The sequence below is a fragment of the Staphylococcus argenteus genome (assembly GCF_000236925.1).
Taxonomy (GTDB): domain Bacteria; phylum Bacillota; class Bacilli; order Staphylococcales; family Staphylococcaceae; genus Staphylococcus; species Staphylococcus argenteus.
Genome location: NC_016941.1, coordinates 2,506,247 through 2,529,852, shown reverse-complemented (window position 1 = coordinate 2,529,852; position 23,606 = coordinate 2,506,247). Strand labels below are relative to the sequence as shown.

Genomic DNA, 23,606 nt, shown 5'->3' with positions numbered 1-23,606 from the left:
TACAGTTCAACAGCTTCAAAAGTTATCAACATATGAATAAAATGCACCTTTTCAAAATTTTTAGAATTTAATTTAAAACACCTTAAAAAGATTTTAAAAGTTATATAATTACGTATAAGGTGTTATAATAGCAAATGTTGCTTAATTATAAATTATAGTAGCGAATTAAATTTATGTATACTAATAAAAAATTATGGAAATATTTTCGCAATGGAAGGAGACGTCGTCATGACATCTTTTTGACATCACTTATTAAAATCAATCGTCAAAACTTAGATTTCTATAAAGGGATAAGACAAGGTTTGTTAATGATAATCCCAGCTTTAATTGGATATTTATATGGCAATTTTCAATTTGGATTACTCGTTGCGACAGGGACATTGGCACATATTTATGTGTTTAATGGATCTGCTAAATCAAAGATTAGAACTGTTATCATATGTAATTTAGCGTTTGCTATTTGTATGATTTTAGGTACTTTAACGGCTACAACGCCATTAGTTTTCGGTCTGACTTTGCTAATTGTCACGGTTATTCCATTTTATATTTTTACAGCTTTGAAAATTGCGGGACCTTCATCGACTTTTTTTATTGTAACGTTTAGCTTACCTATCAATTTACCGATAGCACCAGAAGAGGCATTATATAGAGGATTTGCCATTATTTTAGGTGGCATATTAGCTACTTTGATGGTGTTGGTAACAATCTTACTATCTAAGACGAAAGCAGAAGAACAAGCAATTCAGAATGATTTCACGCTTATCAAGAAATTATTACATCATTATAATGAAAAGGAAAAATTTTTGGAGGTTGCTACTTCAGCGGTAAATGTATTTAAAGCTTCGGATAAATTATTGATTAGTTCAAATTCAAGTAGCGAAAAATTGAGCTCGCGCTTTCAAAAGTTGTTATTGTTGCATACATCTGCGCAAGGTATTTACTCTGAATTATTGGAATTAAATGCTAAAAATATAAGGCCATTACCAGATGAATTGATAGAAATGATGGATTACATCATTCAGCAAATAAGACATCCTAAGCAAGAGTTGGATTATTGGCGCAAAGAAGTTACTGTAACAAACGACTTTGAAAATCTATTTAATCATATTTTGAAAATTGACGAGATAGCAAATGCAAATTCTGAACGCATTGAATATGAAGCAGATATTCATAAGCCACTTTATAGTAAACGAATTTATCAAAATTTAACTTTGGATTCCATTGTCTTTCGTAATACATTGCGCTATGCAGCTATTATGATGGGAGCAATATTTATTGCGCTTATGTTCGATTTCGACAAGGCATATTGGATACCATTATCTACACATACTGTATTGTTAGGTACTTCGACAATCCATGCGATTGAAAGAGGTATGGCACGTGGATTAGGAACGATGTTAGGCGTATTAGTGTTGTCGATCATATTATTCTTTTCAATACCAACACCAGTTGCAGTTGTGTTAATGGGCGTTGCTGCTTTATTTACTGAGGCTTTGGTAGCAGCAAATTATGCGATAGCAGTTATTTTTATAACAATTCAAGTAATCTTAATGAATGGATTGGCGTCACGAAATTTATCCATTGATATTGCTTTTCCAAGAATGACAGATGTGACTATAGGGATCATCATTGCTATTATAGGTTTATTTGTCCTTGGTCAACGTACGGCCTCAGCATTGCTTCCGACTGTAATGGCTGAAGTGATTCGTAAAGAAGCAACAATTTTTCATTATTTGTTCTCTGAAAATAAATATAAAGATGAGGCCTATTTGAAAAATGAAGCGATTAACTTATCGGTAAAATTAAATAATATGACACAAATTTATCATGCTGCTAATGGTGAATTATTCAGTAATAAAATGGCAGTTCGAAATCATTATCCGAGTATATTTGCAATTGAAGAAATAAGTTTTATGTTAAACAGAGCGATGACTAACGAGTCGCGTTATACGATAGATGAGCAATTAATGGGTACATATTTAGTTGTATTCGAAAATATAGCGAAACATTTTGAACTAAATGAGTCTCTAGCCATTAAGACATTACCAGATTTACCGCAATACAATTATATTCAATCAGCACTCATGCATATGCAAGAAAGCAGTGTTGATATGCGATAAAATGTATTGTAAACGGTAAATTTGCCGCGTTAGTCTTACGTTTGTCTGAGGTTATTGAGAAGGATGTCTAAAAAATTGTGTTTAATATGTTTCATTTTATAATTATGGTGGTATATAACATGAATTATAACATATTGGAGGTTTAGAAAATGCCCTATAAAATGAAAGGTTACCCCGAAAAATGGGAAGAATTCGAAGAAGTAAAACGGCAAAAAGCAATAGAAATTGCGAATACGATGCTGAAGGAAGGTTATCTTGAGAAAGACGTTATTCCTATTGCAGCGAAGAAAGCGAAAGATTGGTATCGAGCATTATCGAAAGAAGAAATTAAAGCATTAGAGGAAGAGAACATCGTGCAATTCCATACAGCAACAAAGGAAAAAACAGAGGTGGATAGTGAAGATGCAACAACTGATAATGAAGAACAAATTCAAGAAGTATCAAATCGATATAAATCAAAATTTGATAGTGAAACAAATGAAAGCGAAAGTGGTGTCATTCGACAAAGAGAACCAATCGTTGATGGTCCACATGCTAAAGTTGTGGAATCATTTAAAGACTTATAATATTTCAATTAATTAAACACTTGTGCCTATATCAAGGTAACAGGTGTTTTTTATTATGGTTGTCAGATAAACAATCAATATTTTTTTAAAACCATGGTTTAAAAGTCTTTTAAAATCATGTTTATAAATTGGAAATGTTCATAAAACAGTTGATTAAATATTAAGAGTTTTTTGAATCAGCCAAAAGTACGATAGGGTATTAGTATTATCTTAATAAAATGTCAGGTACAATAAAGATGATTAAATTTCGGAGGTAAGTATAAATGTATGTAGATCGAAAACCATCTTTATATTTAGAAGATTTGCGACATGATTTTAAAAATAGTTTAAGTAAATTTGAAAATGGTGACGAAGCATTTGATACATTATTAGGTTTTGTAGAATTAGATCATATTTATTCATCAGCACTAAAAGAAATTAGTACAAAGCTAAGTATTTTAGATGATAATTTCAATCATATTTATAAACATAATCCTATTCATCATATGGAACGACGTGTTAAAGAAATGCGTAGTTTAATTGAAAAGTTAAATCGTAAAGGATTACCAATTAGTGCACAAGATGCTAAAAAGCATATCATGGATATCGCAGGTATACGCGTTGTTTGTAACTACTTAGAAGATGTGTATTTAATTGAAGAGATGCTTCTGAAACAAGAAGATGTTCAATTAATGAAACGAAAAGATTATATTGAGCATCCTAAAGAAAATGGTTACCGTAGTTTACATATAGTAGTGTCGATACCAGTATTTTTAGCAGAAAGAGTCGAAATATTACCAGTAGAAATACAGATTAGAACCATTGGCATGGATATGTGGGCAAGCTTAGAACATAAAATGCGTTACAAAAACAATGCAGAAACTGAAAAATATAGAGATTTATTAAAAGAATGCGCGACTGAAATTACTGATGTTGAAAACAAGTTACAACAAATTCATTCTGAAATCACGGATTAAAGTAAACGTTCATCATTTAAGCAGTGGTTGAAGTATTATCGAATATAAAGTTGGCAACAAAAAATGCTAGCAATGAGATGCCATGAACTTTGATTTTCTTAAAAATTTTATGAAATATAGAAAAAGTATTTGCTCGTGACGTAAGGTAATCAATTATGTTAAGCGTAGGAGGTGGAAATCTATGTCTAACTATTCAACTGGAGAACTCGCAAAGTTATGTAATGTGACAACTCGAACAATTCAATACTATGATCGCAAAGGTATTTTGAAACCTGAAGGATTTACAGAAGGTAATCGTCGTGTATACACAGAGCAACAACGAGAAACATTAGAGTTAATCTTATTACTTAAAGATTTAGGTTGTGCGTTAAGCGATATAGATATGCTGTTAAAAGGCGACAGTACATTGAAGACGCTCAATGCCATGCTTGAACTTAAACAACAAGACATTGACCGACAAATCAAACAACAAAAAACGATGTTAAACAAAATTAAAAATATCCAACATTACGTAAATGATGAGTCGAAGTCTCCAATATCACATCTAAAAGACATAGATAATGTCATGAGTAAATCAAACGAAATGAAAAACATTCGTCGTAAAATTTGGATTAGCGCTGGTATGATGGGAGTCATCCAATATTCTAGTATTATGAGTGCAATATTGATGAAAAACAAATGGCCGTTTTTAATCGCTTTACCATTTATGATTGGTTATGGCATTGGTGTCACTGCATATTACCAACGCAAAGTTGCCTATTTATGTCCGAATTGTCAACATGTGTTCTCGCCATCTTTATGGCAGGTTGTTAAAGCGCCACACACAGCGACAACACGTCGTTTTGAATGTCCGAACTGTCATGAAACACACTATTGTATTGAGATACCTAAAACACATATGAGTTCAGAAAAATTACATGGGTCAAAAGTATATCCAACAATTAAATAATTTATATAAAAGTGATCATCTTCTTTAAAAGGCTAATAAAAGAGATGGTCGCTTTTTATATATTTTTAAAAGAAAGCGCTTGCAAACGAAAAATAACTATATTAACATACTTGTATACAAGTATGTCGTGCAGGAGTGGAGGGGTATAGATGACGTACGGTTATCCTGAAAAATGGCTGGAAGGAATGACAACTGGTGAAGGTATCGCGGCAGAATTACGATTAGGCATTGTGAACGGTCATATAGCTGAAGGAACGTTACTCACTGAAAACCAAATAGCAAAGCAGTTTAATGTAAGTCGGTCGCCAGTTCGTGATGCTTTTAAATTATTGCAACAAAATCAACTTATTCAACTTGAAAGAATGGGTGCACACGTGCTGCCATTTGGAGAGCAAGAAAAGAAAGAAATGTATGATTTGCGATTAATGCTTGAGTCCTTTGCATTTTCACGTATTAAAAATCAAGACCAACAACCTATCGTCAAAGAAATGAAGAAACAACTTGAAATGATGAAGGTGGCAGTGAAATTTGAAGATGCAGAATCATTTACCAAACATGATTTTGAATTTCACGAAACATTAATTAAAGCATCAAATCATCAATACTTAAATTCATTTTGGAATCATTTGAAGCCTGTGATGATGTCACTCGTTTTAACTTCAATGCGTCAGCGTATGCAACAAAATCCACAAGATTTTGAACGTATTCATCATAATCACCAAGTATTTATTGATGCAGTGGAACAATATGATGGTCAAATTTTAAAAGAAGCGTTTCATTTGAATTTTGACGATGTTGGTAAAGATGTTGGAGGGTTTTGGTTAAATTAAAAGGAATAGAAAGAAGGATTTGTAATGAAATACATGATTGGTGTCGATATAGGAACGACAAGTACTAAATCAGTCTTATACGATGAAAATGGAACATTCATAATGAAACATCAAATTGGTTATGAACTGCATACACCGAATGTTGATGTCTCAGAAGAAAATCCAGATGAATTATTTGATGCAGTATTAATGACGATTAAATATGTTATGAGAGAGTCTAAAATTAATAAAGATGACATTAAGTTTGTATCATTTAGTGCACAAATGCATAGTTTAATTGCGATGGATGAACAGCATCAAAGGTTAACAAATAATATAACATGGGCAGACAACCGTGCAGCAAAATATGCGACATTAATTAATGAAGATTATGACGGAAATGCGATTTATCAACGTACAGGTACACCGATTCATCCAATGTCGCCATTAGCAAAGATTTTTTGGATGAAACATGAATGGCAAGATGTGTTTCAACGTACTGCCAAGTTTGCAGATATTAAGACATACATTTTCTATCAACTATTTGATACATATATCATAGATTATTCAATGGCTTCTGCAACAGGAATGTTCAACTTAGAATCATTAGGTTGGGATGTTGAAACATTAGAGCTGCTGGGTATTTCCCGGGAAATGTTGCCAGAATTAGTGCCAACAACTTATGTGATGAAAGGTATGAAGAAACGCTATGCGACATTAATGGGACTTAATGAAGATACACCGTTTGTTATTGGTGCTAGCGATGGCGTGCTTTCTAATTTAGGTGTCAACAGTGTTGGCAAAGGAGAAGTGGCTGTCACAATTGGTACCTCTGGAGCGATTCGTACTGTAATAGATAAACCACGTACAGATTACAAAGGAAGAATATTTTGTTACGTCTTAACAGAGGATCATTATGTAATTGGTGGTCCAGTGAATAATGGTGGTGTTGTATTGAGATGGTTACGAGATGAGTTGCTAGCGAGTGAAGTTGAAACTGCGAAACGTCTAGGTGTAGATCCATATGACGTTTTAACTCAAATTGCTAAGCGCGTCAAACCAGGCTCTGAAGGTTTGATTTTCCACCCATATTTAGCTGGGGAACGTGCACCACTATGGAACGCAGATGCAAGGGGATCGTATTTCGGTTTGACTTTATCTCATAAAAAAGAACATATGATTCGTGCGGCATTAGAAGGTGTACTCTACAATTTATATACCGTGTATCTCGCGCTAGTTGAAGTGATGAACGAAACGCCTAAGATGATTAAAGCGACGGGAGGCTTTGCGAAAAGTGAAGTATGGCGTCAAATGATGGCGGATATATTTGATACACAATTAGTAGTCCCAGAAAGTTATGAAAGTTCATGTTTAGGAGCATGTGTACTCGGACTTAAAGCGCTTGGAGAAATTGAAGACTTCTCAATTGTTGCATCAATGGTAGGCGCCACAAACAACCATACACCAATTGAAGAAAATGTAGCTATTTACCAAGATCTTGTATCCATTTTCATCAATTTAAGTCGTTCTCTAACAGAGAATTATGAACAAATTTCAGATTTTCAACGTCAACATTTGACTGAAAATAAAACACAATAACCATGTAACTCGAGCATCTTAGATTTGTTGTTGGGCAATGACCACTGTATATGATGCGGTGTAAATGCGTGACGGCAGTATTACATTCTATTGAAAAGAGAAAGAGGGGAATGTCATGTTCAACGAAATATGGCCTTTAATCAGTGTTGTACTAGGTATAGTTATTTTATTAGTATTAATCATTGGATTTAAATTAAACACATTTATATCATTAATCATTACATCTATAATTACAGCGTTAATGCTTGGGATACCATTGACTAAAATTATGGAAACGATTGAGAAAGGAATGGGCAGTACGCTTGGGCATATTGCACTGATTTTCGGATTAGGTGCCATCCTTGGTAAATTACTTGCTGATGGGGGTGGTGCAACACGAATTGCGGATACATTGATTCAAAAATTCGGACAAAAACATGTGCAATGGGCAATGCTTGTTGCAGCCTTTATCGTCGGTATTGCATTATTCTTCGAAGTCGGTCTAGTATTACTGATTCCATTAGTATTTACAGTGGCAAAACGCGCGAATGTTTCTGTATTAAAGCTAGGGCTACCTATGGTAACAGCTTTATCAGTGACACACGGGTTTTTACCACCGCATCCTGGTCCAGTTGTTATCGCAAAAGAATTAAAAGCCAATGTAGGTGATGTATTACTATACGGTATGATTATTGCCATTCCGGTTACACTCATTGCAGGTCCAATTTTTAATAAAGTTGCACAAAAAATGATTCCATCTGCATATACGCGTGAAGGAGATATTTCAGCGTTAGGCGCACAAAAAGAATTTACAGACGAAGAGATGCCAGGATTTGGTGTGAGTTTATTAACTGCAACATTGCCAGTTATATTGATGTTGTTTTCTACAATTACACAACTTGTGACAGGAAACGCCAAACCTACGAATCTATTTGAATCTATCGTTTATATGGTAGGCACTGCTGGAACTGCGATGTTGATAGCAGTATTGTTTGCAATCGTTACGATGGGCTTAATGAGAAAGCGCAAGATGAATCATATTATGGAATCAGTCACAAATGCTATTTATCCAATCGGCATGATGTTATTAATTATTGGTGGTGGCGGTACATTTAAACAAGTATTAATTGACGGTGGTGTCGGCAATACGATTGCTAAAATGTTTGAAGGTACAGAGATGTCGCCGATTTTACTAGCATGGATTGTTGCTGCAGTATTACGTATCGCGTTAGGTTCAGCCACAGTAGCTGCGATTTCAACTACAGGTATTGTCTTACCCTTATTACAATCATCAGATGTAAATGTAGCATTAGTCGTACTTGCGATTGGTGCAGGTAGTGTGATTTTGTCTCATGTGAACGATGCAGGATTTTGGATGTTTAAAGAATATTTTGGTTTAACTGTAAAAGAAACATTCCTTACATGGTCATTGTTAGAAACGATTATTTCAGTTTCAGGTATCATCTTTATATTATTTATTAGCTTATTTGTTTAACTAAATATTAAGTAAACGTGTTTTTGGGCAATTGTATTGGATTGTCTTAAAACACGTTTATTTTTATGGATAAAATCATTCAAAAGAGTCAAAAACCGAACGATATAAAAAGTATATTGGTTGTTTTGATGTAATGAAAGGCGTTTCAAAGTCCGATTAAGTATGTATTGTACAGGCGATTATTATGAGTGTTTTAGTATATTGTTTTAAATTAGATGATAATGAATTTAATTTAAAAAGTGAGTATAAAAAATACAAACCCTTTATTACCAAGCTATTTGAATGGTTTGCGTACAATTTATAGCCGTTTAACAAATGATAAAATTCTAAATTAACATAAAATTAATGACAATCTTAACTTTTTATTAACTTGAGTTTTTGCATTGCTTTTAAAAACCGAACAATATAGAATTGCATTTATTGAATTGAAAAAATTAATGAATTTTACATTTAAAGGGAGATTATTATAGTGAAAAACAGTCTTAGGTACGGCATAAGGAAACATAAATTGGGCGCAGCATCAGTATTTTTAGGAACAATGATCGTTGTTGGCATGGGACAAGATAAAGAAGCAGCGGCATCAGAAAAAAATACTACAGCAGTAGAAGAAAATGGGAATTCAACTACTGATAATAAATCAAGTGAACAACAAACAACTACAAATAATGTTAATAATATAGATGGAACACAAACATATAGCACAACATCAACAGAACAACCATCAAACGCAACACAAGTAACATCAGAAGTAGCACCAAAAGCGGTAGAAGCACCACAAAATGTACAAACTGCTAATGTAGAAACAGTCAAAGAAGAGCGAATTAAGGAAGAAGCGAAACCTCAAGTTAAGGAAACGGCGAAACCTCAAGAAAATAACGGAGATCAAAAACAAGTAGATTTAACACCGAAAAAGTCTACACAAAATCAAGTGGCAGAAACTCAAGTAGAAGTTGCACAGCCAAGAGCAGCAGAAAGCAAACCACGTGTGACAAGATCAGCAGATGTTGTGGAAGCTAAGGATACTAGTGACGCGAAAATGGAAACGGGTACAGATGTGACAAGTAAAGTTACAGTGACTGAAAGCTCTATCGAAGGACATAATAATACAAATAAAGTAGAACCTCATGCAGGTCAAAGAGCGGTATTAAAATACAAATTAAAGTTCGAAGATGGGTTAAAAAGAGGCGATTACTTTGATTTTACATTATCAAATAATGTAAATACCTATGGAGTTTCAACAGCTAGAAAAGTACCAGATATCAAAAATGGATCTGTTGTCATGGCAACAGGCAAAATTTTAGAAGATGGTAAGATTAGATACACTTTCACTAATGATGTTGAACATAAAGTAGAGGTAACAGCAAATTTAGAAATTAATTTATTTATTGATCCAAAAACATTTCAAAGTAATGGAGAAGAAAAAGTTACATCTTCATTAAATGGTTCTAAAACTGAGAAGAATTTAAAAATAGAGTATAAAAATGGTGTGGGAACATATTATGCTAATGTGAATGGTTCAATAGAGACATTTGATAAAGCGAAGAGTAAATTTACACATGTGGCTTATGTTAAACCTTTAAATCAATTTAAATTAGGAACTGTTACAGTTTCTGGGACTGTTACTGATGGAAGTAATCCAAATGGTAAAAATCCAACTGTGAAAATTTATGAAGTATCAAATGATGGTAAAGAACTTCCGCAAAGTGTTTACTTAGACGCATCAGATACCAGTAAATATAAAGATGTAACTAATGAAATGCAAAGTAAATTAACAGTGTATAAAAATGGAAATTACACATTGAATTTGGATAAATTAGATAAGTCGTATGTAATTCATTATTCAGGTGAATATTTAAAGGACGCAAACGAAGTGAATTTTAGAACACAAATGTTTGGATATCCTGAACCACGTTATGGTTATTATTATAATAGCTATCAATTAACTTGGGATAATGGATTAGTTTTATATAGCAATAAAGCTGATGGCAATGGTAAAAATGGACAAATTATTCAAAATAATGATTTTGAGTATAAAGAAGATACTCTTACTGAAACTGTTACAGGACAATATGATAAGAATTTAGTAACTACCGTTGAAGAAGAAACAGATTCATCAACCCTTGACATTGATTACCACACAGCAATAGATGGTGAAGGCGGTTATGTTGATGGATACATTGAAACAATAGAAGAAACTGATTCGTCAATTTTAGACATCGACTACCATACTGCTGTGGATAGTGAAGCGGGGCACCTTGAAGGATATACTGAATCATCTGAAGAATCGAATCCAATTGATTTTGAAGAATCAACGCATGAAAATTCAAAACATCATGCTGATGTTGTTGAATATGAAGAGGATACAAATCCAGGTGGCGGTCAAATTACAACTGAGTCTAACTTAGTAGAATTTGATGAAGAGTCTACAAAAGGTATTGTGACAGGTGCAATTAGTGATCACACTACAGTTGAAGATACGAAAGAATATACAACTGAAAGTAATCTTATCGAATTAGTGGATGAATTACCTGAAGAGCATGGTCAAGCACAAGGTCCAATCGAGGAAATCACTGAAAACAATCATCATATTTCTCATTCTGGATTAGGTACTGAAAATGGTCATGGTAACTATGGCATCATTGAAGAAATTGAAGAAAATAGTCATGTTGATATTAAGAGTGAATTAGGTTATGAAGGTGGCCAAAATAGCGGTAACCAGTCATTCGAGGAAGATACAGAAGAAGACAAACCTAAATATGAGCAAGGCGGCAATATCGTAGATATCGATTTCGATAGTGTACCGCAAATACAAGGTCAAAATAAAGGTGATCAGTCATTCGAGGAAGATACAGAAGAAGACAAACCTAAGTATGAACAAGGCGGTAACATCATTGATATTGACTTTGACAGTGTGCCACATATTCACGGATTCAATAAGCACAATGAAATGATTGAAGAAGATACAAATAAAGATAAGCCAAGTTACCAATTTGGTGGACACAATAGTGTTGATTTTGAAGAGGACACACTTCCAAAAGTGAGTGGCCAAAACAAAGGACAACAAACGATTGAAGAAGATACAACGCCTCCAATCGTACCACCAACACCACCGACACCAGAAGTACCGAGTGAGCCGGAGACACCAACACCACCAGCACCAGAAGTACCGAGTGAGCCGGAAAAACCAACGCCACCAACACCAGAAGTACCAAGTGAGCCGGAAAAACCAACACCACCAACACCGGACGTGCCAAGTGAGCCGGAAAAACCAACACCACCAACGCCAGAAGTACCAAGTGAGCCAGAGACACCAACACCACCAACGCCAGAAGTACCATCTGAGCCAGGTAAACCAGTACCACCTGCAAAAGAAGAACCTAAAAAGCCTTCTAAACCAGTGGAACAAGGTAAGGTAGTAACACCTGTTATTGAAATCAATGAAAAGGTTAAAACAGTTACGCCAGTAAAAGCACAACAACCTAAACAAGTGGATCAAAAGGAATTGCCACAAACAGGTAGTGAAGAATCAACAAACAAAGGTATGCTTTTCGGTGGGCTATTCGGTATTCTAGGTTTAGCATTATTACGTAGAAACAAAAAGAATAACAAAGCATAATGAATCAAAAAATAACGGGTTTATTTCATAGATTATATGAAGTAAGCCTGTTTTTCATTTGAATTAAGTTTTCTAATAAAAAATAAAGAAGTAGATATTCTTAATAATTATTTTAGTGGTTAAAATCTCGAGAAAAACAAATTTGAAAGTGAAATCAGCATTCAAAAATAAACCTTATGGTGAAAAATGATACATATTTGTTCAATCTAATTATTAACTGAATGCAATTTTCGACAATGACAAAATATTGTCGCGAAATACGACTGTTATTCACTGTGTATTTGTTGGAAATACTTAAAATACGAACGATATAAAAAATATAGCGGTGATTTCAATGTGATGAAAGGCGTTTCAGTGAAGATTACATATCGGAATGTACAGGCGACTATTACGTAGATTTTAGTATATTGTTTTAAATTAGATGAAATAGAATTTAATTTGAAAATTAAGTATAAAAAATACAAGACTGTTATATCAATGGTTTCAGACTGTTTGCATGCAATATAATGATGTATTCTAAATAATAAAAATATCAATATTCATAAAGTTAATGATAATCTTAACTTTTTATTAACTCGAGTTTTCGCATTGATTTTAAAATCCGAACAATATAAAATTGCATTTATTGAGTTTAAAAAATAAATGAATTTTACATTTGAGGGAGAATATTATAGTGAAAAGCAATCTTAGATACGGCATAAGGAAACATAAATTGGGAGCAGCATCAGTATTCTTAGGAACAATGATCGTTGTTGGAATGGGACAAGATAAAGAAGCTGCAGCATCAGAACAAAATAGTACAACAGTAGAGGGAAATGGGAATTCAGCTACTGAAAACAAAGCAAGTGAACAACAAACAACTACAAATAACGTTAATACAATAGATGAAACACAATCGTACAGCGCGACATCAACTGAACAACCATCAAAATCAACTCAAGTAACAACAGAAGAAGCACCAAAAACTGTACAAGCACCTAAAGTAGAATCTGAAATAAAATCACAAATTGATTTAACATTGGAAAAAGCTGCTGATAAAGAAACTACAGGAACTCAAGTTGATTCAGCTCAACAAAGAAGCGCTTCAGAAATTAAACCAAGAATGAAGAGAGCGGCTGACGTTTCAGAAGTTGCAGGTAAAGAAGTAGTGGAGAAAGAAGTTAAGACGACTGGTTCGGATGTAACAAATAAAGTTACAGTAGAAGCAGGTAGTGAAATAGTAGGGCATAACCAAGATACAAATGTTGTTAATCCTCATAATGCGCAAAGAGTAACTTTAAAATACAAATGGAAATTCGGTGAAGATATAAAACAGGGGGACTACTTTGATTTCACATTAAGTAATAATGTTGAAACACATGGTATTTCAACATTACGTAAAGTTCCGGAAATAAAAAGTGCAACAGAAGATAAAGTTATGGCAATTGGCGAAGTTATAAATGAGCGTAAAATCCGTTATACATTCACAGATTATATAACTAACAAAAAAGATTTAATGGCTGAATTAAGTTTAAACCTATTTATTGATCCGACAACTGTAACAAAACAAGGGAAGCAAAAAGTAGAAGTAACACTAGGTGATAAAACGATTGAAAAAGAGTTTAATATTAAATACTTAGACGGTGTTAAAGATAGAATGGGTGTTACTGTTAATGGTCGAATTGATACCTTGAATAAAGAAGATGGAAAATTTAGCCATTTTGCGTACGTGAAACCTAACAACCAGTCGTTAACTTCTGTGACAGTAACTGGTCAAGTAACAGCTGGATATAAACAAAATGCTAATAATCCAACAGTTAAAGTTTATAAACACATTGGTTCAGATGAGTTAGCCGAAAGTGTTTATGCAAAGCTTGATGATGCAAACAAATTTGAAGATGTGACTAACAAAGTAAATTTAAGTTACACAGGAGATGGTGGCTATTCTTTGAACTTTAGTGATCTAGATAATTCGAAAGAATATGTAATTAAATATGAAGGTGAATATGATCAAAATGCTAAGGATCTAAATTTCCGAACACATCTTTCAGGATATCATAAATACTACCCATATTATCCGTATTATTCATATTATCCAGTTCAATTAACTTGGAATAACGGCGTTGCATTTTACTCTAATAACGCTAAAGGCGAAGGTAAAGATAAACCAAATGATCCTATAATAGAACGTGGCAATCCTATCGAACTTGATTTTACATCAAAGCAACCTGACGAGAAGCACGAATTGACTGGTACAATTGAAGAAAGTAACGACTCTAAACCAATTGACTTTGAATACCACACTGCTGTTGAAGGTGCAGAAGGTCATGCTGAAGGTGTTGTAGAAACTGAAGAAGATTCTATTCATGTGGATTTTGAAGAATCGACGCATGAAAATTCAAAACATCACGCTGATGTAGTTGAGTATGAAGAAGATACAAATCCAGGTGGCGGTCAAATTACAACTGAGTCTAACTTAGTAGAATTTGATGAAGAGTCTACAAAAGGCATTGTGACTGGCGCAGTTAGCGACCATACAACAGTTGAAGATACAAAAGAGTATACAACTGAAAGTAACCTTATCGAATTAGTGGATGAATTACCTGAAGAGCATGGTCAAGCACAAGGTCCAATCGAGGAAATCACTGAAAACAATCATCATATTTCTCATTCTGGATTAGGTACTGAAAATGGTCATGGTAACTATGGCATCATTGAAGAAATCGAAGAAAACAGTCATGTTGATATTAAAAGCGAATTAGGTTATGAAGGTGGCCAAAATAGCGGTAACCAGTCATTCGAGGAAGATACAGAAGAAGACAAACCTAAATATGAGCAAGGCGGCAATATCGTAGATATCGATTTCGATAGTGTACCGCAAATTCAAGGTCAAAATAAAGGTGATCAGTCATTCGAGGAAGATACAGAAGAAGACAAACCTAAGTATGAACAAGGCGGTAACATCATTGATATTGACTTTGACAGTGTGCCACATATTCACGGATTCAATAAGCACAATGAAATGATTGAAGAAGATACAAATAAAGATAAGCCAAGTTACCAATTTGGTGGACACAATAGTGTTGATTTTGAAGAGGACACACTTCCAAAAGTGAGTGGCCAAAACAAAGGACAACAAACGATTGAAGAAGATACAACCCCTCCAGTTGTACCACCAACACCACCGACACCGGACGTGCCAAGTGAGCCGGAAACACCGACACCACCAACGCCAGAAGTGCCAAGTGAACCAGGTAAGCCAACGCCACCGACACCAGAAGTACCAAGTGAGCCGGAAGTACCAACACCGCCAACGCCAGAGGTACCAACTGAACCTGGTAAACCAGTACCACCTGCAAAAGAAGAACCTAAAAAGCCTTCTAAACCAGTGGAACAAGGTAAGGTAGTAACACCTGTCATTGAAATCAATGAAAAGGTTAAAACAGTTACGCCAGCAAAAGCACAACAACCTAAACAAGTGGATCAAAAGGAATTGCCACAAACAGGTAGTGAAGAATCAACAAATAAAGGCATGTTTTTCGGCGGATTATTCAGCATTCTAGGTTTAGCATTATTACGTAGAAATAAAAAGAATAATAAAGCATAATCAATCCGAAATTGACAGGTTTATTTCATAAATTATATGAAGTAAGCCTGTTTTTTATAATTAAATCAAATTTCCCAAGAAATAATTACATACTCAATGACACTATGAAGGCGTTCTAATTAGTGTTAAAATGACGTTGATACATAGATTTAATACTTAGGAAAAGGAGCACATTAACTTTGAAAAAAATAAAAAAGGCAATCATTCCCGCTGCTGGTTTAGGGACTAGATTTTTACCAGCAACTAAAGCGATGCCAAAGGAAATGCTTCCTATCTTAGATAAACCCACAATCCAGTATATTGTTGAAGAAGCTGCACGAGCTGGAATTGAAGATATTATTATAGTGACGGGTCGCCATAAACGCGCGATTGAAGATCATTTTGATAGTCAAAAAGAATTAGAAATGGTTTTAAAAGAAAAAGGGAAATCTGAGTTACTAGAAAAAGTTCAATATTCTACTGAACTTGCGAATATTTTTTATGTAAGGCAGAAAGAACAAAAAGGTTTAGGGCATGCCATAAGTTCGGCGCGTCAATTTATCGGCAATGAACCATTTGCGGTGTTGCTGGGTGACGATATTGTTGAATCTGAAGTGCCAGCAGTGAAACAGTTGATTGACGTTTATGAAGAAACTGGGCACTCAGTTATAGGTGTCCAAGAAGTTCCGGAAGCAGATACTCATCGTTATGGAATTATTGATCCATTAACTAAAAATGGACGTCAGTATGAAGTGAAAAAGTTTGTTGAAAAGCCAGCACAAGGTACGGCACCATCAAACCTAGCTATTATGGGGCGATATGTATTAACGCCTGAAATTTTCGATTATTTAAAAACGCAAAAAGAAGGCGCAGGTAACGAAATTCAGTTAACAGATGCGATTGAGCGCATGAATAATGATAATCAGGTGTATGCTTATGACTTCGAAGGCGAACGTTATGATGTTGGAGAAAAATTAGGCTTTGTCAAAACAACAATAGAATTCGCATTAAAAGATAACAGTATGAAAGAAGAACTCACACGATTTATTAAAGAATTAGGTTTATAACATTAAAAAGCATGATACTCAACATAATTGGAACACGAAATGGTGAACTAAATTGAATGAGCATCATGCTTAATTTATGTGTTGTGATATATAGTAGGGTATTGAAATAATATAAAAACAAAAGAAAGTTAATTATGTATTTTTATTTATACTAAATTGAGAAGTATTATGATTGCTTATTTATTTTATCAAGAGGTAAATCTGTTAAATTTAAAAGAAAAATTTTCTTGGTTTGAGAATCTTGGAAGTATCTGTGAATATGCTTTTAATAGTGTTATCTTGTATTTTATTTATTTTGATTAACACAATCCTTTCATCTGCAAGGGATCGTTCTTTGATTAGCATACCTTTATTATTTAATCTATTAACTGACCTAACAATTTGAGGATACATAAATCTAATACTTTCAAACAAATCTTTTAAATTTAGTATTTCATGTTTTCGAGATGATATTACATATAATATAGATAAATCAAGAAATGTTAAATTAAATCGATATTTCAAAAAATCTTTTGAGTACATAATGTTCATAAAAAGTATAAAAAATTCTTTGCTATATTTTGGAGCCCATTGAAATTTAATATAGTCTCTATCCTTATTAAATCCTTTAATTATTTTATCTAACTCATTAATAATACATGTAATCTTTTTACGCTGCATGGGAGTGACTGAAACAAAAATAAGACGTTCATCTGTTTCGTTTCTAGACTTATTTATAAATCCTTTTTTAGATAGTGACTTGATGTTCTTTACAACATCAGATTGTTTGTAAAGTATGTCACCAATGATTTCTTTTAGTGAAATACTGTGTTCATTTTTATAATAAAAATATGCTAATATCAACAATTCTTTTAATGATAATTTATATTGTTGCTTTAACTCTTGAGTGAGAAAAAATATGTACTCTTCTACATTTATGAGTTTATTGACCTTTTCGAAAGTTTGATAGTCCACCTTACATTCTCCTACTATTTTATGATGTCCCAATCCTTTATATTATTTAAAGTAATATAAAAACAATCTCTTTTGAAGACATGTTAACCTAAATATTTTTATATATATAATATATAAAATATAAAAAACTAAAAATCATGGAATAACAAATGACAAATTCATTTATTATGCAAAATCAAAAACAATTGAACAAAATCAAAATATAGTGTTATGATTCATTTGTGTTTATAGCTAGCACAACAAACTAAATATATTTGGAGTTATTACTAGTTAAAGACAAATATTATTTGACGTGACAATTAAAAGTAAGGGATGAAGACTTGATGAATGATTTGAAAAGCAAGATCAATATTAAATTAATGAAAAGAGTATTAACTACATATAAGCTGCGTAAATATTTAAAAAAATATTTTTGTCTTACATTAGATAATTATTTAGTTTTAGCATATTTAGATTCATTTAAAAACGATGAACGTAAATATTTTATGAGAGATATTATAAATTATATCGGTATAGACCAGTCTAGAATTGTTAAAAGTGTAAAAGAATTATCAAAAAAAGACTACTTGAATAAATGTAGGGACCCGCACGATAGTAGAAATGTAATTATCGTTGTTTCTGTAAATCAACATAATCATATTAAAAAAATTTTGAATGAAATAAATATTAATGAACTATAGCGTATGTTTCGAAATATTAATATCTTGATGCAGTTAAATGTGTTATTTATGTGTCAAGGTATTTTTTATTTTAGAAACTGAATGATATTGATTTAATGAGATTTTTCAATACATTAGAATGAATTATTCATTGAAAACATAAAAAAAATTTTTATTCGCGAAATGTTTTAAGCTTGATAATATATAAATTATTTTTATAAAGATAAATGCAATATTCTATTGTACAACTCCTTTGACGTTTGTAAAATTACATGTAAATTCACTGTAAGTAAAGTGGAAAATATGGATAAAGGAGTATGCAAATGAGAGAAAAGAAAGGACCGGTAAATAAAAGAGTAGATTTTCTATCAAATAAATTGAATAAATATTCAATAAGAAAATTTACAGTTGGAACAGCATCTATTTTAATTGGCTCATTAATGTTTTTAGGAACTCAACAAGAGGCAGAAGCAGCTGAAAATAATTCTGAGAAACCAACTACTTTAAAAGATAATGTCCAATCAAAAGAAGTGAAGACTGAAGAAGTTACAAAAAAAGACACTGTGCCACAAGGAATAGAAACTAAATCTGAAGTAACTTCAAACAAAGAAACAATCGAACATGGACCATCGGTAAAAGCTGAAGGTATATCAAAAAAGGAGGATACACCAAAAGAAGTAGGCAATGTCGGTGAAGTTCAGTCGAAATCCTTAGTCGCTCATAATGCTGAGACACCTAAGGTTAGAAAAGCTCGCTCTGTTGATAAAGGCTCTTTTGATATTACACGAGATTCTAAGAATGTAGTTAAATCTACCCCTATTACAATTCAAGGTAAAGAACATTTTGAAGGTTACGGGAGTGTTGATATACAAAGCAATCCAGAGGATCTAAAGGTATCTGAAGTCACTCGTTTCAATAATAAAAGTATTGGAAGAAACGAATTGACAGGAGCATTACAATTAAAGAATAAAGTTTCTTTTAAAAATGACTTTGAGTTTAACATTAGAGTAGCTAATAATCATCAATCGGTAACAACTGGCGCTGATGGATGGGGGTTCTTATTTAGTAAAGGTGACGGTAACGAATATTTACAAAAGGGAGGTATATTAGGCCCAAAAGGAATGGAAAATTCAGCAGGATTTAAAATTGATACAGGGTATAATTTTAAAGATCCCATGGATAAAGAAGAGAAACAGGCAGGACAAGGATTTAAAGGGTATGGTACATTTGTAAAAACAGGTACTGACGGGGCTACATCAAAGGTTGGAGCAAACATACCAACAAGAGGTAAAGCGGATAATTCATTCCAATATGCAGATAATTCTGTTGATACTACAGATGGAAAATTTCATGGTCAATTACTTAATAATTTAAAATTAGCATACAATGAACAATCGGGTATAATGAGAGCGGAATATGCTGGTAAAGTTTGGGAAGCCAATATAACAGATTTGGGATTGAATAAATCTGAAGCATACAACTTTTTAATTACTTCTAGTCAAAGACAGGGGACATCTCAAGGTGTCTATGCAAATGGTTGGATGAGAACAGATTTAAATAATTCAACATTTAAGTTAACTCCAAACCTAGTTAATAAAACAGAAACAAAAACAGTAGAGATACCGTTTGAAACAAAACGTGAGTTTAATCCGAAGTTACAACCTGGTGAAGAGCGAGTAAAACAAGAAGGGCAACCAGGAAGTAAGACAATCACAACGCCAATCACGGTGAACCCATTAACAGGTGAAAAAGTTGGCGAGGGTCAACCAACAGAAGAAATCACAAAACAACCAGTAGATAAGATTGTAGAATTCGGTGGCGAGAAAATACCGCAAGGTCATAAAGATATCTTCGATCCAAACTTACCAACAGATCAAACGGAAAAAGTACCAGGTAAACCAGGAATTAAGAATCCAGACACAGGAAAAGTGATCGAAGAGCCAGTGGATGATGTGACTAAACACGGACCGAAAACAGGTACACCAGAAACAAAAACAGTAGAGATACCGTTTGAGACAAAACGTGAGTTTAATCCGAAGTTACAACCTGGTGAAGAGCGAGTAAAACAAGAAGGGCAACCAGGAAGTAAGACAATCACAACGCCAATCACGGTGAACCCATTAACAGGTGAAAAAGTTGGCGAGGGTCAACCAACAGAAGAAATCACAAAACAACCAGTAGATAAGATTGTAGAATTCGGTGGCGAGAAAATACCGCAAGGTCATAAAGATATCTTCGATCCAAACTTACCAACAGATCAAACGGAAAAAGTACCAGGTAAACCAGGAATTAAGAATCCAGACACAGGAAAAGTGATCGAAGAGCCAGTGGATGATGTGACTAAACACGGACCGAAAACAGGTACACCAGAAACAAAAACAGTAGAGATACCGTTTGAGACAAAACGTGAGTTTAATCCGAAGTTACAACCTGGTGAAGAGCGAGTAAAACAAGAAGGGCAACCAGGAAGTAAGACAATCACAACGCCAATCACGGTGAACCCATTAACAGGTGAAAAAGTTGGTGAGGGTCAACCAACAGAAGAGATCACAAAGCAACCAGTAGATAAGATTGTAGAATTCGGTGGCGAGAAAATACCGCAAGGTCATAAAGATATCTTCGATCCAAACTTACCAACAGATCAAACGGAAAAAGTACCAGGTAAACCAGGAATTAAGAATCCAGACACAGGAAAAGTGATCGAAGAGCCAGTGGATGATGTGATTAAACACGGACCAAAAACAGGTACACCAGAAACAAAAACAGTAGAAATACCGTTCGAGACAAAACGTGAGTTTAATCCAAAATTACAACCTGGTGAAGAGCGAGTGAAACAAGAAGGACAACCAGGAAGTAAGACAATAACAACACCAATCACAGTGAACCCATTAACAGGTGAAAAAGTTGGTGAGGGTCAACCAACAGAAGAGATCACAAAGCAACCAGTAGATAAGATTGTAGAGTTCGGTGGCGAGAAAATACCGCAAGGTCATAAAGATATCTTCGATCCAAACTTACCAACAGATCAAACAGAAAAAGTACCAGGTAAACCAGGAATTAAGAATCCAGACACAGGAAAAGTGATCGAAGAGCCAGTGGATGATGTGACTAAACACGGACCGAAAACAGGTACACCAGAAACAAAAACAGTAGAGATACCGTTTGAGACAAAACGTGAGTTTAATCCGAAGTTACAACCTGGTGAAGAGCGAGTAAAACAAGAAGGGCAACCAGGAAGTAAGACAATCACAACGCCAATCACGGTGAACCCATTAACAGGTGAAAAAGTTGGCGAGGGTCAACCAACAGAAGAAATCACAAAACAACCAGTAGATAAGATTGTAGAATTCGGTGGCGAGAAAATACCGCAAGGTCATAAAGATATCTTCGATCCAAACTTACCAACAGATCAAACGGAAAAAGTACCAGGTAAACCAGGAATTAAGAATCCAGACACAGGAAAAGTGATCGAAGAGCCAGTGGATGATGTGACTAAACACGGACCGAAAACAGGTACACCAGAAACAAAAACAGTAGAGATACCGTTTGAGACAAAACGTGAGTTTAATCCGAAGTTACAACCTGGTGAAGAGCGAGTAAAACAAGAAGGGCAACCAGGAAGTAAGACAATCACAACGCCAATCACGGTGAACCCATTAACAGGTGAAAAAGTTGGTGAGGGTCAACCAACAGAAGAGATCACAAAGCAACCAGTAGATAAGATTGTAGAATTCGGTGGCGAGAAAATACCGCAAGGTCATAAAGATATCTTCGATCCAAACTTACCAACAGATCAAACGGAAAAAGTACCAGGTAAACCAGGAATTAAGAATCCAGACACAGGAAAAGTGATCGAAGAGCCAGTGGATGATGTGACTAAACACGGACCGAAAACAGGTACACCAGAAACAAAAACAGTAGAGATACCGTTTGAGACAAAACGTGAGTTTAATCCGAAGTTACAACCTGGTGAAGAGCGAGTAAAACAAGAAGGGCAACCAGGAAGTAAGACAATCACAACGCCAATCACGGTGAACCCATTAACAGGTGAAAAAGTTGGCGAGGGTCAACCAACAGAAGAGATCACAAAACAACCAGTAGATAAGATTGTAGAATTCGGTGGCGAGAAAATACCGCAAGGTCATAAAGATATCTTCGATCCAAACTTACCAACAGATCAAACGGAAAAAGTACCAGGTAAACCAGGAATTAAGAATCCAGACACAGGAAAAGTGATCGAAGAGCCAGTGGATGATGTGACTAAACACGGACCGAAAACAGGTACACCAGAAACAAAAACAGTAGAGATACCGTTTGAGACAAAACGTGAGTTTAATCCGAAGTTACAACCTGGTGAAGAGCGAGTAAAACAAGAAGGGCAACCAGGAAGTAAGACAATCACAACGCCAATCACGGTGAACCCATTAACAGGTGAAAAAGTTGGTGAGGGTCAACCAACAGAAGAGATCACAAAGCAACCAGTAGATAAGATTGTAGAATTCGGTGGCGAGAAAATACCGCAAGGTCATAAAGATATCTTCGATCCAAACTTACCAACAGATCAAACGGAAAAAGTACCAGGTAAACCAGGAATTAAGAATCCAGACACAGGAAAAGTGATCGAAGAGCCAGTGGATGATGTGATTAAACACGGACCAAAAACAGGTACACCAGAAACAAAAACAGTAGAAATACCGTTCGAGACAAAACGTGAGTTTAATCCAAAATTACAACCTGGTGAAGAGCGAGTGAAACAAGAAGGACAACCAGGAAGTAAGACAATAACAACACCAATCACAGTGAACCCATTAACAGGTGAAAAAGTTGGCGAGGGTCAACCAACAGAAGAGATCACAAAACAACCAGTAGATAAGATTGTAGAGTTCGGTGGCGAGAAACCAAAAGATCCAAAAGGACCTAAAAACCCAGAGAAGCCGAGCAGACCAACTCATCCAAGCGGCCCAGTAAATCCTAAAAATCCAGGATTATCGAAAGACAGAGCAAAACCAAATGACCCAGTTCATTCAATAGATAAAAATGGTAAAGTTAGAAAATCTAAAATTGCTAAAGAATCAGTAGCTAATCAAGAGAAAAAACGAGCAGAATTACCAAAGACAGGTGTAGAAAGCACGCAAAAAGGTTTAATCTTTAGTAGTATAATTGGAATTGCTGGATTAATGTTATTGGCTCGTAGAAGAAAGAATTAAAATAATTCATTATTTAAATAATAGTTGATTTGTATTCACTATGTTTAGTTTGTTAAACATAACCT

Annotated in this window: 13 protein-coding genes and 1 pseudogene; 13 read left to right on the top strand and 1 reads right to left on the bottom strand. The window is 34.4% G+C overall.

All coding sequences use genetic code 11. The features are described from left to right. Positions 1–308 precede the first annotated feature (308 nt). From SAMSHR1132_RS12360 to galU, 11 genes and pseudogenes are all read left to right on the top strand, one after another. Positions 309–2,120, top strand: coding sequence for an FUSC family protein (locus SAMSHR1132_RS12360; protein WP_042355949.1), 1,812 nt, complete (start codon positions 309–311; stop codon positions 2,118–2,120). A gap of 149 nt (positions 2,121–2,269) precedes the next feature. Then, positions 2,270–2,686, top strand: a complete 417-nt coding sequence (locus tag SAMSHR1132_RS12355; RefSeq protein WP_001146428.1) for a DUF2188 domain-containing protein — start codon at positions 2,270–2,272, stop codon at positions 2,684–2,686. A gap of 263 nt (positions 2,687–2,949) precedes the next feature. Continuing rightward, complete coding sequence (locus SAMSHR1132_RS12350; protein WP_000289132.1) at positions 2,950–3,642, top strand: GTP pyrophosphokinase; 693 nt, start codon at positions 2,950–2,952, stop codon at positions 3,640–3,642. Positions 3,643–3,823: 181 nt separating this feature from the next. Further along, a complete protein-coding gene (locus tag SAMSHR1132_RS12345) occupies positions 3,824–4,591 on the top strand; it encodes a MerR family transcriptional regulator (RefSeq protein ID WP_000073992.1) in 768 nt (255 codons plus the stop codon). Positions 4,592–4,740: 149 nt separating this feature from the next. Continuing rightward, positions 4,741–5,421: a GntR family transcriptional regulator gene (locus SAMSHR1132_RS12340; RefSeq protein ID WP_000220917.1), complete on the top strand. Its 681-nt coding sequence runs from the start codon at positions 4,741–4,743 to the stop codon at positions 5,419–5,421. A gap of 24 nt (positions 5,422–5,445) precedes the next feature. Continuing rightward, a complete protein-coding gene (gene gntK, locus SAMSHR1132_RS12335; protein ID WP_000876668.1) occupies positions 5,446–6,999 on the top strand; it encodes a gluconokinase in 1,554 nt (517 codons plus the stop codon). A gap of 115 nt (positions 7,000–7,114) precedes the next feature. Beyond that, positions 7,115–8,473 carry a gluconate:H+ symporter gene (locus SAMSHR1132_RS12330; RefSeq protein WP_000481417.1) on the top strand — a complete coding sequence of 453 codons (1,359 nt, stop codon included), beginning with the start codon at positions 7,115–7,117 and terminating at the stop codon, positions 8,471–8,473. A 383-nt stretch (positions 8,474–8,856) separates the two neighbouring features. Beyond that, positions 8,857–8,959, top strand: a pseudogene (locus SAMSHR1132_RS12325) (hypothetical protein). Beyond that, a complete protein-coding gene (fnbA, locus tag SAMSHR1132_RS12320; protein WP_014373906.1) occupies positions 8,943–12,089 on the top strand; it encodes a fibronectin-binding protein FnbA in 3,147 nt (1,048 codons plus the stop codon). The pseudogene SAMSHR1132_RS12325 and the gene fnbA overlap by 17 nt, the downstream one beginning before the upstream one ends. 673 nt (positions 12,090–12,762) lie before the next feature. After that, a complete protein-coding gene (gene fnbB, locus SAMSHR1132_RS12315) occupies positions 12,763–15,675 on the top strand; it encodes a fibronectin-binding protein FnbB (protein WP_014373905.1) in 2,913 nt (970 codons plus the stop codon). Positions 15,676–15,854: 179 nt separating this feature from the next. Beyond that, entirely contained in the window at positions 15,855–16,721 is an 867-nt protein-coding gene (gene galU / locus SAMSHR1132_RS12310; RefSeq protein WP_000721334.1) for a UTP--glucose-1-phosphate uridylyltransferase GalU, read from the top strand. Between the two features lie 210 nt (positions 16,722–16,931). Here the strand turns inward: galU and sarU are convergent, their stop codons facing one another. After that, complete coding sequence (gene sarU, locus SAMSHR1132_RS12305) at positions 16,932–17,675, bottom strand: HTH-type transcriptional regulator SarU (RefSeq protein ID WP_000386371.1); 744 nt, start codon at positions 17,673–17,675, stop codon at positions 16,932–16,934. Between the two features lie 323 nt (positions 17,676–17,998). Here sarU and SAMSHR1132_RS12300 point away from each other — a divergent pair, with 323 nt between their 5' ends. Both SAMSHR1132_RS12300 and SAMSHR1132_RS12295 read left to right on the top strand, forming a co-directional pair. Next, complete coding sequence (locus SAMSHR1132_RS12300) at positions 17,999–18,355, top strand: SarA family transcriptional regulator (RefSeq protein WP_000998867.1); 357 nt, start codon at positions 17,999–18,001, stop codon at positions 18,353–18,355. Positions 18,356–18,657: 302 nt separating this feature from the next. Then, positions 18,658–23,541 (top strand): E domain-containing protein, encoded by a 4,884-nt coding sequence (locus SAMSHR1132_RS12295; RefSeq protein WP_001208316.1) that lies wholly within the window; start codon positions 18,658–18,660, stop codon positions 23,539–23,541. The last annotated feature ends 65 nt before the right edge of the window (positions 23,542–23,606 follow it).

Excerpts from the sequence above, each read along its gene's own strand:
- SAMSHR1132_RS12360 (WP_042355949.1), top strand. The coding sequence starts at position 309 with ATGATAATCCCAGCTTTAATTGGATATTTATATGGCAATTTTCAATTT.
- SAMSHR1132_RS12355 (WP_001146428.1), top strand. The coding sequence starts at position 2,270 with ATGCCCTATAAAATGAAAGGTTACCCCGAAAAATGGGAAGAATTCGAA.
- SAMSHR1132_RS12350 (WP_000289132.1), top strand. The coding sequence starts at position 2,950 with ATGTATGTAGATCGAAAACCATCTTTATATTTAGAAGATTTGCGACAT.
- SAMSHR1132_RS12345 (WP_000073992.1), top strand. The coding sequence starts at position 3,824 with ATGTCTAACTATTCAACTGGAGAACTCGCAAAGTTATGTAATGTGACA.
- SAMSHR1132_RS12340 (WP_000220917.1), top strand. The coding sequence starts at position 4,741 with ATGACGTACGGTTATCCTGAAAAATGGCTGGAAGGAATGACAACTGGT.
- gntK (WP_000876668.1), top strand. The coding sequence starts at position 5,446 with ATGAAATACATGATTGGTGTCGATATAGGAACGACAAGTACTAAATCA.
- SAMSHR1132_RS12330 (WP_000481417.1), top strand. The coding sequence starts at position 7,115 with ATGTTCAACGAAATATGGCCTTTAATCAGTGTTGTACTAGGTATAGTT.
- SAMSHR1132_RS12300 (WP_000998867.1), top strand. The coding sequence starts at position 17,999 with ATGAATGATTTGAAAAGCAAGATCAATATTAAATTAATGAAAAGAGTA.
- SAMSHR1132_RS12295 (WP_001208316.1), top strand. The coding sequence starts at position 18,658 with ATGAGAGAAAAGAAAGGACCGGTAAATAAAAGAGTAGATTTTCTATCA.